The 12063-nt window shown below is 66.6% G+C and carries 13 protein-coding genes; 6 read left to right on the plus strand and 7 right to left on the minus strand.

Features of this window, described 5'->3' with window-relative positions; translation table 11 throughout:
- Together AUL34_RS06355 and AUL34_RS06360 are read left to right on the plus strand one after the other, a co-directional pair.
- The coding region (locus AUL34_RS06355; protein ID WP_192845702.1) for a GDP-mannose 4,6-dehydratase at positions 1 to 261 on the plus strand (261 nt) is incomplete at its 5' end.
- Positions 262 to 301: 40 nt separating this feature from the next.
- Positions 302 to 1219, plus strand: coding sequence for a rhamnan synthesis F family protein (locus AUL34_RS06360; RefSeq protein WP_061932376.1), 918 nt, complete (start codon positions 302 to 304; stop codon positions 1217 to 1219).
- Here AUL34_RS06360 and AUL34_RS06365 read toward each other — a convergent pair.
- From AUL34_RS06365 to metC, 7 genes are all read right to left on the minus strand, one after another.
- Positions 1203 to 2270, minus strand: coding sequence for a Gfo/Idh/MocA family protein (locus tag AUL34_RS06365; RefSeq protein WP_082653192.1), 1068 nt, complete (start codon positions 2268 to 2270; stop codon positions 1203 to 1205). The genes AUL34_RS06360 and AUL34_RS06365 overlap by 17 nt on opposite strands.
- A gap of 19 nt (positions 2271 to 2289) precedes the next feature.
- Positions 2290 to 2955, minus strand: coding sequence for a DedA family protein (locus tag AUL34_RS06370; protein ID WP_061932380.1), 666 nt, complete (start codon positions 2953 to 2955; stop codon positions 2290 to 2292).
- 140 nt (positions 2956 to 3095) lie between these two features.
- Positions 3096 to 3743, minus strand: coding sequence for a DUF2076 domain-containing protein (locus AUL34_RS06375; protein ID WP_061932382.1), 648 nt, complete (start codon positions 3741 to 3743; stop codon positions 3096 to 3098).
- Positions 3744 to 3794: 51 nt separating this feature from the next.
- Positions 3795 to 4517: a Bax inhibitor-1/YccA family protein gene (locus AUL34_RS06380; protein ID WP_061932384.1), complete on the minus strand. Its 723-nt coding sequence runs from the start codon at positions 4515 to 4517 to the stop codon at positions 3795 to 3797.
- 25 nt (positions 4518 to 4542) lie between these two features.
- The gene (locus AUL34_RS06385) at positions 4543 to 5319 is read right to left on the minus strand and encodes an anti-sigma factor (protein WP_061932386.1); all 777 of its coding nucleotides are present in this window, start codon (positions 5317 to 5319) and stop codon (positions 4543 to 4545) included.
- Positions 5303 to 5845, minus strand: coding sequence for a sigma-70 family RNA polymerase sigma factor (locus AUL34_RS06390; RefSeq protein WP_061932388.1), 543 nt, complete (start codon positions 5843 to 5845; stop codon positions 5303 to 5305). Before AUL34_RS06390 ends, AUL34_RS06385 begins: the two co-directional genes overlap by 17 nt.
- An 88-nt stretch (positions 5846 to 5933) precedes the next feature.
- The gene (metC, locus tag AUL34_RS06395; RefSeq protein ID WP_061932390.1) at positions 5934 to 7076 is read right to left on the minus strand and encodes a cystathionine beta-lyase; all 1143 of its coding nucleotides are present in this window, start codon (positions 7074 to 7076) and stop codon (positions 5934 to 5936) included.
- Positions 7077 to 7328: 252 nt separating this feature from the next.
- On the opposite strand from metC, the gene AUL34_RS06400 reads away from it, so the two are divergent.
- From AUL34_RS06400 to AUL34_RS06415, 4 genes are all read left to right on the plus strand, one after another.
- Positions 7329 to 8348: an amino acid ABC transporter substrate-binding protein gene (locus AUL34_RS06400; protein WP_061932392.1), complete on the plus strand. Its 1020-nt coding sequence runs from the start codon at positions 7329 to 7331 to the stop codon at positions 8346 to 8348.
- A gap of 77 nt (positions 8349 to 8425) precedes the next feature.
- Positions 8426 to 9616 (plus strand): amino acid ABC transporter permease, encoded by a 1191-nt coding sequence (locus AUL34_RS06405; protein ID WP_061932394.1) that lies wholly within the window; start codon positions 8426 to 8428, stop codon positions 9614 to 9616.
- 13 nt (positions 9617 to 9629) lie between these two features.
- Positions 9630 to 11129: an amino acid ABC transporter permease gene (locus AUL34_RS06410; protein WP_061932397.1), complete on the plus strand. Its 1500-nt coding sequence runs from the start codon at positions 9630 to 9632 to the stop codon at positions 11127 to 11129.
- A gap of 73 nt (positions 11130 to 11202) precedes the next feature.
- Entirely contained in the window at positions 11203 to 11973 is a 771-nt protein-coding gene (locus tag AUL34_RS06415; protein ID WP_061932399.1) for an amino acid ABC transporter ATP-binding protein, read from the plus strand.
- Positions 11974 to 12063 lie beyond the last annotated feature (90 nt).

The following is a 12063-nucleotide window of genomic DNA, read 5'->3' on the forward strand; positions in this document are numbered from 1 at the left end:
ACGCTGGACCGCCTCGCGCCGCTGGAGGGTGGCAAGCCCCGCCGCGAACTGATCGATTTCGTCACCGACCGGCCGGGCCACGACCTGCGCTATGCGATCGATGCCACGCGCATCGAGGGCGAACTCGGCTGGCGGGCGCAGGAAACCTTCGAGACCGGCCTTGAGAAGACCATTCGCTGGTATCTCGACAATCCCGACTGGTGGCGCCCGATCCGCGAAAAGCGCTACTCCGGCGAGCGTCTCGGGGCAGCCAAGGGTTGAGGATCGTCCGCTGGTGGCATGGAGGCAACGCGGTCAGGCCATGAACAGCGTTCCCATCGTCTTCGTCCATGTCCACCATCCCGACGTCTGGGCCGACATGGCGCGCGACATCGCGGGCGCCTTCTCGCGCCCGTTCGCGGTCGTGCTGACCTGTCGCGACGCCGAGATGCCGCTGGCGGACGTGGACAGTCCGCATGTCGTCTTCACGCGTCGCCTGACGGTGGAGAATCGCGGCCGCGACGTCCTGCCATTCATGAAGGCGCTCCGAGCGGAGGGTGAGGGGTTCGCCATCGGGCTGAAGCTCCACACCAAGCGCTCGGTTCATCGTGCGGACGGCGACGACTGGCGGCGCTTCCTGACCGCGTCGCTGCTGGCGGGGCAGGGGGGAAACCCAGAAGCGCTCGTGGCCATGGAACGCCTGCCGACGCTCGGGCTCGTCGCGCCGGAGGCGCACCTTCTATCCCTGCGGTCCCGGATCGTCCTGAACGGGCGGATCACCCGGCAGATGATGCAGGCCATGCAACTCGGCCTGACGCTCGGCGAACTCGAGGCGCGCCGGTTCGCCGCCGGATCGATGTTCTGGTTCCGCCGCGAGGCCCTGGCACCCTTCACCAATCCGGTTCTGGAGCCGCTCTTCGCAGCGGAACGTGGCCAGCTCGACGGAACGGCGGCGCATGCGGCCGAGCGGCTCTTTGCCGCTGTCGCCGAGCGCCAGGGCTATCTGGCAGCCGGCACGGAGGCGCTACCCGCCTTGCTGGCCTCGGCACCGGACCAGCATGCGGCGATCGTCGAAGCCGCCGCCGCCGCGGCCCGAAATCCCTTCGTCCTGCCGCTCGCGCAATTCTGGCAGCGCTATCCCGCAGCGCTCGTCGCGGCGCACTATCTCTACGCCTACGCGCCCAGCCCCGTGTGGCGAACAGCCCGCGCGCTTCTCAAACGCTTCACCGTGGATCGCTGACCACCAACGCGAAGCGGTCCAGGATGGCGAGGATCGCAACGGACTCTTGGATCGGCATCACGTCGCTGTCCCCGGCGCCCGCAGCCAGAAGGTCGGTGAAGTGGTCGACCTGATACTGAAGGCCCGACCCTTCATAGAGGGTCGGAATGGGACGCTCGCGAAGGGGGCGCGCGAGGGCCTTCAAAGCTGGAAGCGTGCCGCGAAGCCCCGTGCGGACGGGCGAAAGCGATCCGTCAGTCGGTGCCGCCGAAGACGGCGCGCCGGAACGTTTCAGCGAGAGCGCCGGGGGACAGAGAAACGGCGCCCGCAAACGGAGGCGCCCCTTCGAACCCGTCACCACCGCATCGTTCGGCCCTTCGCCGAGGAAGCCGAACCCCAGCGTCGCCACCGCTTGGCGATAGCGCAGCGCGAAAGCGCCTGCGACCGGCACGCCGTTGGGTGCCCGCACCGCCGTCTCCACCACCTCGTCCGGCGTGCCAAGGAAATGGAAGGCGAGCGAGAGAGGATAGACGCCGAGATCGAGATGCGCGCCGCCGCCGAGCGCGGGATCGAACAGGCGGCTCTTCGGATCGAAGGCATTGGGATAGGACAGGTGTGCGTCGAGGCCGTGGAGGGTGCCTACGCGACCCTCATCGATCAGGCGCTTGGCGGCACGAACACCCGGCGTGAAGCGCATCCACATGGCTTCCATGCAGAGGACGTTCGCCCGCGCCGCGGCGTCGGCGATCTCCTGCGCCTCCGCTGCCGAGGCGGCCAGCGGCTTCTCCACGAGCACCGCCTTGCCGGCCGCGATGGCCGCGAGCGCATCGTCGCGGTGCTGCGCGGTCGGACTCGCCACATAGACTGCGTCGATGGACGGTTCGGCCAAGGCGGCGTCGAGCGAGCCGCCCTTCGCGTCGGGTCCAATGGCGCCTGCGAGGCTTTGGGCGCGGGCCGCATCGCGCGAGGCGATGGCGACGACGCGGCTGCGTCTTGAGTGGCGGATGTCGGCGCAGAAGCGGCGCGCGATGGTGCCGGTCCCAATCACCGCCCAGTTCACGTGATCCATCATTCCGGTCGGACTGCCCTGATCAGGTCGGGCTGCGCAACGTACGCCGACGCGCACCCCGCTCCGCGCGACGGTCGCGGCTGAAGTGCCGCCCGCCGACGACCGTCGCGATGGCGGTGAGGGCGAGCACGGCCCCGAGGATCAGGAGCCCATCCGTCGCCGACATGTGGGTGATGCCCTGCGCACCCTTCATGCCGAGCCATCCCGGCGCAAACATCGCGGGCGCCCAGACGACGGCGGACAGGATGTTGGCGATCTGAAACCGCTTCTGGTCCATCGCCATCATGCCGGCGACGAGCGGCACGGTGGAGCGGATGGGCCCAAGGAAGCGGCCGAGAAACACGGCCCAGAAGCCGTAGCGGCGGAAGAACAGGCGCGTCTTCGCCACGGCGTGGCGATAACGGCGCAGCGGAGGCCGATGAACGACGCCCGGTCCGAGCCAGCGGCCGAGGAAGTAGGAGATGATGTCGCCCACGATGGCGCCGACGGCGGCCGCGATCAGCGTCACCACCGGATCGATCACGCCCGTTCCCATCAAGCCGCCGATCAGGAGCATCACGGCCGTGGCGGGAATCACGAGGCCGACGAGGACCAGCGACTCGCCCAGGCAGATGGCAGCGACGATCAAGGCCGCCCATCCGGGATTGGCCTGGATCAGTCCGCCGACTTGGGAGAGAAAGGCCTCCATCGCATGCCTGCCATTCGCGAGTGCCGGGTGGGTGCCGCGGGAGCATGCGGACACGGCGTGTAGATAAGATGACGAGGCGCGACCCTACGACGGATCGCGCCTCGAAATCGTAAATGTTTCACATGGGGTTAGGCGAGACGTCAGATTTCCTCGTCGAAGCCGCCGCCGTCATCGAAGAAACCGCCCTCGTCGGCGGTCTCCTGCACGGCGGGCTCCTCCGCCGGAGCTTCGGGCTCCGCCGCCTGAGCCTCGCCGCCGTCGAACATGCCCGCGATCGCATTGCCGAGGAGCACGCCACCGGCGACACCCATCGCAGTTTGCGCCGCACCGGCGAGGAACCCGCCGCCGCCCCGGCCCGCCATCATGCCCGGCTGACCCATCATGCCGGGCTGGCCCATCGCGCCGCCGCTGCGGCCTTGCGCACCCCAGGGACCGGCTGCCGCGCCCGCCGCACCCATGGCCGGCGTCGCCGGCACCGAGCGCGGACGCGGCTGCTCGCCGCCACCGAACATCCGCGACAGAAAGCCGCCGCCGCTCCCGCCCTGTGCGTTGGCGTAGCGGCTGTCCTGCGTCTCGTTGCGCAAGGCCTCCAGTTCCCGCTGCTGATTCTCCAGCGCCATCTGCTGCATCACGATGGTCTGCGCCATGTAGTAGGGCGAGCCGGGCTGGCGGTTGACCTGATCGTTGATGAAGCGCTCGGATTCCGGGTCGCGCTGGGGCGCATCGCGCTCGAGCGTGCCGAGCTTCTGGAACAGGTCCTCGATCGCACGGCGGTCGTTGGTATCCATGATGGTTCAAATCCTCGATGGGGTTGGGGAAGAGGGCAGGCGTCCCACCGCTTACTCGCGCTCACCCGTGAAGTTCAGAAGCAGCTGGAAGATGTTGACGAAGTTCAGGAACAGCGACAGGGCGCCGAACACGGCCATCTTCTGAAGCGATTCCGAACCGTGGTTCTCCGAATATTGTTCCTTGATGGTCTGCGTATCCCAGGCGGTCAGGCCGACGAACACGATGATGCCGATGACCGAGATCGCGAACTGCAGCGCGGACGAGCCGATGAAGATGTTGACGAGGCTCGCGATCACGACGCCGATCAGGCCCATGATCAGGAGCGAGCCGAACTGCGTGAGATCCCGCTTGGTGGTGTAGCCGTAGAGGCTGGTTGCACCGAACATGGCGGCCGCGATGAAGAACGTGTTGGCGATGCTCGCGCCGGTGAAGACCAGGAACACCGACGACAGCGAAAGCCCCATCACCGCGCAGAACGCCCAGAACAGCAGCTGCGCCGTCGCCGCCGAGATGGCGTGGATGCGGAACGAGAAGAACAGCACGAAGGCGAGCGGCGCCAGCATTACCACCCACTTCAGCGGCGACTGGAAGATCGGCACGTAGAGGGCCGGCGTGTTGCCGACCACGAAGGCCACGAGGCCGGTGACGACGAGGCCGAGGCCCATGTAGTTGAAGACGCGCAGCATATGCTGGCGCAGGCCCTCGTCGAACAGGGCCTGGGACTGGTAGGCGCCCGTGTCGCGGACGCCGAACCCCCGGAAGGGTGTGTTCATGATCGATCTCCGTTCTGGATGGTGTTCAGTAGAGCGTACGCGACAGCTGCCCGGCCCATTGACCGAGCCGTGAGCGATCGACGCCGGTCGAGACGAGCGCGTAGGCGATCTCCCCGATCTGCCAATAGGCCGTGTCGGCCTCCGCGCCGGGGCCGAGCCGCGCCTCCACGACGTCGAAGACGCCAGGACGCACCGCATAGAGCGACAAGGACTCGCCACCCGGTGCGGTCAACGTCATCTCCACGCTGGGGCCGAAGGTGGACGGGAAGACCTGCACGTCGCTGACCCGCCACCCGTCCGGCAGGACCGGCAGGCGGATCGCCGTCGCCGACAGGATCTCCGCCGGGTCGAAGCCGGACGTCTCGGGTTGCGAGACCATGCCGGCCCGCAACTGGCTCGTCCGGTGAGCGCGCAGCGCATCCTCCACGAACGCCGGAGGCTGCACGGACGCGACGCTTTCGCGAACGCCCAGCGGGCCGAACTGCGAATGGGCCGCCCAGCCGACCGCCACGAGGAGGCCGAGCGCGGCCACCCGGCCGAGGCGAGGGGCGAGACGTCGACGCATGCGGCTCGCCTGGAGACGCCGCGCCGCGTGGCTGACGCGCAGTCCCGCGCCGCCGTCCGGCGTCGGCAACGCGAGGCGCAGCTCGGTGTTCGTGCGCAAGTCCGCCATCACCCGCGCTGCATCGGCCGGATGGTCCGCCAGGAAGGTTTCCACGGCGAGACGACGCTCGACCGCGAGCTGACCGTCCACATAGGCCGCGATGTCGAGTTCGGTAACGGGATCAGGATGCCGCGTCATCCGAGCCTCCGCGAGCCTTGAAACGCACGATGTTGGTGCCGTCCCCCTCGTCCATCGCGCGAAGCTGCGCGCGGGCCCGCGATACGCGGGACACGAGCGTGCCGACGGGGATGCCCAGTGCGGTGGCGGCGTCCTCGTAGGGCAGGCCCTCGATGGCCACGAGATGGAGTGCGGCACGCTGCTCGTCGGGAAGTGCGAGGAACGCGCGGCGGACGTCCTGCAGCCGCACCGAGGCTTCCTGCGACGCAGGCATGGCGACATCCATGTTCTCGCTGCGCTCGCTCTCGAAGCTTGCCCGCGTCGCCTGTCGCCGGCGCCGGTCAATGAACGTGTTGTGCAGGATGGAGAAGAGCCAGGCGCGCGCGTCGCGGCCGGGGCGGAACTGCCGCTCCTTCTCGATCGCCTTCACCAGCGCGTCGTGGACGAGATCCTCCGCATCGCCGCGATCGCGCGTCAGCGAAAGGGCGTAGCGCTTCAGCGGCGCCAGCTGTGAAAAGAGATCTTCGGTCGTGGGTTTGTCCCGCATACCCCGATATACGGATGGCCCGCAGGATCCATCCGGCCGCTATGCCTCTTTTCCGATCACGAAACGGCGAGCGGCCGGATGGGGTCGTTCAGGCGAGGTCGCGCACCGCTGCAAAACCGGCTTCCAGATCGGCCTGCAGGTCGTCGACATCCTCCAGACCGACCTGCAGTCGGATCACCGGACCCTCGACAGGGGCCGTCGCCACGCGCCGATCCCGCAAGTCCACCTCGAGCGCCAGGCTCTCGAAGCCGCCCCAGGAATAGCCGAGACCGAACAGCGTCAAGGCGTCCAGGAACGCTGCGGCTTCGACCCGTCCGCCGCCTTGGAGGACGATGCTGAAGAGGCCCGTTGAACCGCTGAACTGGCGCTTCCAGAGATCGTGTCCGGGAAACGAGGGCAGGGCGGGATGCAGGACGCGCGCGACATCCTCGCGCGCCTCCAGCCAGCGCGCCAGCTTCAGCGCCGAGGCCTCGTGGGCGTTGATGCGCAGGTCCATCGTCTTCATGCCGCGGAAGACGAGATAGGCGTCCTCGGCAGATACGTTGATCCCGAATTGCATCTGCGCGTCGCGAAGGCGATCGAACGTCTCCTTCGTCGCCGAGACGCTGCCCATCAGAAGGTCGGAGTGGCCGCCGGGATACTTCGTCAGCGCGTGGATGGACAGGTCGACGCCGTGCTCCAGCGGCCGGAAATGAAGAGGCGTCGCCCAGGTGTTGTCGAGCATGCTCACCGCGCCGCCGGCCCGCGCGATCCCCGCGGCCTCGGCGACGTCCATCATCTCGAACGTGTTGGAGCCCGGCGCTTCGAGGAACACGACACGCGTGTTGGGCCGCATCAGCGCGGTCAGCCCGGCTCCGATCGACGGATCGAAATACTCCGTCTCGACGCCCATCCGCTTCAGCATCGTATCGCAAAAGAGGCGCGTCGGCCCGTACACACTGTCCACCACGAGGCAATGGTCGCCACTGCCGAGGAAGGCGAGAAGGGGAAGCGAGACGGCGGCGAGTCCGGAAGGCACGAGAACCGTGCCGTACGAGCCCTCCATCTCGTCGATCGCCTCTTCGAGGGCTGCGATCGTCGGCGTGCCGCGCAGGCCGTAGGTGTAGGTCTGCGCGCGGCGGCGCATCGTCGAGGTGTCGGGAAACAGCACCGTGGAACCGCGCACGATCGGGGGATTGACGAATCCTTGCGACGTCTCGGGGTCGTGGCCGGCCCGCAGCCGACGCGTCACCGGGCGAAAAGCTGCTGAATTTTTGGGATCTTGCGAGGTCAACGACCGATCATCCTGTGGAATATGTGCCCAGATCACGAGCAATTGCCACGTGATCCTTGGAAAAAAACGCCAGTCGCTTGACCTGCCCATTCCGATGGCATGTGATCCACGGCGAGGCCTCCTCGCATGGGTCCTGGCATCAGACGTTTCGGAAGAAGCGTCGCGACTTCTCATTCATATCAGCAACCGGCCGAACTTGAAGGTAATCGGATGAAACTGAAGCTACTGACCGCCGCGCTCTGCCTGTCCGCGTTCGGCGCCGTGACGACCCACGCCTCCGCCGCCACGCTCGACGACACCAAGGCACGCGGCACGGTCCGTTGCGGTGTCAACACCGGCCTTCCGGGCTTCGGCTTCCAGAACGATCAGGGCCAGTGGGCCGGTCTCGACGTCGACTACTGCAAGGCGATCGCGGCCGCGATCTTCAACGACCCGTCCAAGGTCGTCTATTCGCCGCTCTCGGCCGTGCAGCGCTTCCCGGCGCTTCAGAACAGCGAGGTCGACGTTCTCGCCCGCAACACGACCTGGACCATGAGCCGCGACACCTCGCTCGGCCTCAAGTTCGTCGGCGTCAACTATTACGACGGCCAGGGCTTCATGGTCCGCAAGGAGCTCAACGTGAACTCCGCGCTGCAGCTGTCCGGCGCCACCGTCTGCGTTCAGAGCGGCACCACGACCGAGCTGAACCTTGCCGACTACTTCGCTGCCAACAACATGCAGTACAACCCGGTCGTCATCGAGGCGCAGTCGGACGTGAACTCCGCTTACGACAGCGGGCGCTGCGACGTGCTGACCACCGACCAGTCCGGCCTCTACGCCTCGCGCCTCGAGCTCGGTGTCGCGGACGACCATGTCGTTCTGCCCGAGATCATCTCGAAGGAGCCGCTCGGCCCCGCCGTCCGCCAGGGCGACGATCAGTGGTTCAACGTGGTGAAGTGGACGCATTTCGCGCTGCTGAACGCCGAGGAACTGGGCGTCACGCAGGCCAATGTCGAGGAGATGAAGACCTCGGCCAATCCCGAGATCCGTCGCCTGCTCGGCGTCGAGGGCACCTTCGGCGCCGATGCCGGCCTGACCAACGACTTCGTCGTCAACATCGTCAAGGCGGTCGGCAACTACGGCGAGCTCTTCGAGCGCAACGTCGGCACCGGTTCGCCGCTGGGCATCGCCCGTGGCCAGAACGCGCTCTGGACGAAGGGCGGCCTGCAGTACGCCCCGCCGATCCGCTGACGCTCTGACGTCACCAGCTCTCAGACCCGCCGCCCCTACGGCGGCGGGTTCGTTTCCGGATCGGAACCAGGATCTTCATGACGGCAAGCTTCGGCACGGCTCCCCGGGAACACACGCGTGATTCCGTCTTCACCAATCCCACGGTGCGCAGCATCGTCATCCAGGTGACGCTTCTGGCCGCCCTGGCCGCCTTCACCTGGTGGATCGTCGGGAACACGGCCGCGAATCTGCAGCGCGCCAACATTGCCTCGGGTTTCGGCTTCCTGAACACGCGTGCCGGCTTCGACATCTCCCAGGTGCCGATCGCCTATACGAACAACGCGCCCTACGGCCGCGCCATCCTCGTCGGCATCGTCAACACGCTTATCGTCGCCGGCACCGGCATCGTCGCCGCTACGATCATCGGCTTCCTCGTCGGCATCGGGCGCCTGTCGCACAACTTTCTCGTGCGCAGCCTCTGCACGGTCTATGTCGAGACGTTCCGCAACATCCCGCCGCTTCTCGTCATCCTGTTCTGGTATTTCGGCGTGCTCTCGGTGTTGCCGCTTCCGCGCAACGCGATCGAGCTGCCCTTCGACTCCTACATTTCCAATCGCGGCCTGCAGACGCCGAAAGCCATTTTCGAGCCTTCCGCGTGGATGACGCTTGCGGCCTTCCTGGTCGGCATCGTCGCGACGATCGTTCTTGCCCGGGTCTACGCGGCGCGCCAACGGGCCACGGGCCATCGTCCCGGTCTCATCCTGCCGGCGCTCGGCCTGATCTTCGGCCTGCCACTGGTGGTGTTCGCCGCGTCCGGCTTTCCCGCGACGCTCGACGTGCCGACGCTTGGCACGTTCAACCTGTCGGGCGGGTTCCAGATCCGGCCGGAATTCCTCGCGATCTTCCTGGCGCTGTCGGTCTATACGGCCGCGTTCATCGCCGAGATCGTGCGCGCGGGGATCATGGCCGTCTCCAAGGGTCAGAACGAGGCGGCCGCCGCGCTCGGCCTTCGACGCGGTACGGCTCTGCGTCTGGTGATCGTGCCCCAGGCGTTCCGCGTGATCATCCCGCCTCTGACCTCGCAGTATCTCAACCTGATCAAGAACTCGTCGCTCGGCCTCGCCATCGGCTATCCCGATCTCGTCGCCGTCGGCTCCACCGTGCTCAACCAGTCCGGCCAGTCCATCGAGGTCGTGGTCATCTGGATGTGCGTCTACCTCGGCATCAGCGTCACGGTTTCCATTCTGATGAACTGGTTCAACCGACGCATGAAGCTGGTCGAGCGCTGAAGGGAGCGGTCTGATGGAAGAACAGGTTTCCCGCTTCGTCGCTCGCGGCCAGATCGAGCCGCTTCCCCCTCCCGCCAGCGAAAGCGGCGCGTTCGGAACGGTGCGTAAGCACCTGTTCGCGACGCCCTTCGACGCCGCGCTGACGATCGTCTGCGGTCTGGCGATCGCCTACGTCATCAACGGCCTCGTCCAGTGGGGTATCGTCAACGCCGTCTTCACCGGCTCGGATCGCACGGCCTGCCTGTCGACCGAAGGACGGGAAGTCGGTGCCTGCTGGGCCTTCGTGCGGGCCAAGTTCGATCAGTTCCTCTACGGAACCTATCCGTTCGACGAACGCTGGCGCGTCGATCTCGTCTTCTTCGCGCTGGTCGCGCTCATCGTGCCGATCGCCATTCCCAAGGTGCCGTTCAAGCGCATCAACGCGGCGCTCCTGTTCCTTCTCTTCCCGCTGGTCGCGCTCGTTCTCCTGACGGGCGGGCGGTTCGCGATGTCGGGCTCGGCCATCGGCATCGTCTTCGCTCTTGCCGCTGCCGCCACCATCTTCCTGGCGACGGGCCGAAGCACCACGGTGATGCGCTCGCCAGCGATGAAGATCGCGCTTTGGCTGGCGGTGGCCGCCTTCGCGATCTCGTTCCTGTCGTTCTACCTGAACAGCGGTCGGACGATGTTCCTGTCGTTCCGTTTCGACACGTTGAGCCTCGTCGGGTTCTTCGCCGCCGTCGCTTCGATCGTCCTCGCGATCTATGCGACGGTGCGGACCGCAGAAGCCGGCACGCGCGTCATCGGCATCGTCCTTCCGACCGTCGCGGCCGTCGCCTTCGTCCTGATCCTCACCTCCCACTTCGGTCTGCAGTTCGTTCCGACGAACCTGTGGGGCGGCCTCCTGATCACGCTCACCGTGGCGTTGACGGGCATCACCGCGTCACTGCCGCTCGGCATTCTCCTCGCCCTCGGACGCATGTCCAAGATGCCGGCCGTACGCCTTCTCTGCGTCGTCTTCATCGAGTTCTGGCGCGGCGTTCCGCTGATCACCGTCCTTTTCATGGCGAACTTCATGCTGCCGCTGCTCCTGCCGAGCGGGGTCAGCTTCAACCAGCTCCTGCGCGTGCTGGTCGGCGTCTCGCTCTTCGCCGCGGCCTACATGGCCGAGGTGATCCGCGGCGGCCTTCAGGCGATCCCGAAGGGCCAGTACGAAGGCGCCGACGCGATGGCGCTGACCTATTGGCAGAAGATGCGCATGATCGTTCTGCCGCAGGCGCTGACGCTGGTGATCCCCGGCATCGTCAACACGTTCATCGGCCTCTTCAAGGACACGAGCCTCGTCTACATCATCGGTCTCGCCGATCTTCTCGGCACGATCCGTCGCGGTTTCGGCGATCCGATCTGGATCACGCCCTCGACACCGGCGACCGGGCTTGTCTTCGGTGCCTTCTGTTTCTGGCTCTTCTGCTTCTCGATGTCTCGTTACTCGCTCTTCATCGAGCGACGCCTGTCGCGCGGACACAGGCATTGACCGGACCCGCCTGCAGGCCGGCCTCGTCTGGGGCCGGTTGCCTTCCCTTCCTTCCAGCGCGTAGGATTTCGCCATGAGCTCCCTTTCCGCCAACCCGGCTCCTCAGGCTACCGGCTCCGCGATCGAACTGTCCGGCGTCAACAAGTGGTACGGCGAGTTCCACGTGCTGCGCGACATCAACCTGAGCGTCCGGCGCGGCGAGAAGATCGTGGTCTGCGGCCCTTCGGGCTCCGGCAAGTCCACGATGATCCGCTGCATCAACCGGCTGGAGGAACACCAGAAGGGCCGGATCGTGGTCGACGGCGTCGAGCTGACGAACGACCTGAAGAAGATCGATCTGGTGCGCCAGGAGGTCGGCATGGTGTTCCAGCACTTCAACCTCTTCCCGCACCTGACGATCCTGGAGAACTGCACGCTCGCGCCGATCTGGGTGCGCAAGATGCCGAAGAAGCAGGCGGAGGAGGTGGCCATGCACTTCCTCACCCGCGTGCGCATTCCCGAGCAGGCGAACAAGTATCCGGGCCAGCTCTCGGGCGGCCAGCAGCAGCGCGTGGCGATCGCCCGGGCGCTCTGCATGCGCCCGAAGGTCATGCTCTTCGACGAGCCGACCTCGGCGCTCGATCCGGAGATGGTCAAGGAAGTCCTCGACACCATGGTCTCGCTCGCCGACGAAGGCATGACCATGATCTGCGTGACGCACGAGATGGGCTTTGCCCGCCAGGTCGCCGATCGCGTCATCTTCATGGATGCCGGCCAGATCGTCGAGGAGAACGAGCCGAACGCCTTCTTCTCCAATCCCCAGCACGAGCGCACCAAGCTCTTCCTCAGCCAGATCCTGCACTAGGGCGGCCACGCGGCCCGTTTCACGGCAGGCGACAGAATACGGGACCGGGTCCGCGCGTTGCGGGGCCGGTCCTTTCGCATTCGCGCGACG

Origin of the sequence: Aureimonas sp. AU22 (assembly GCF_001463745.1) — a bacterium.
Taxonomy (GTDB): domain Bacteria; phylum Pseudomonadota; class Alphaproteobacteria; order Rhizobiales; family Rhizobiaceae; genus Aureimonas.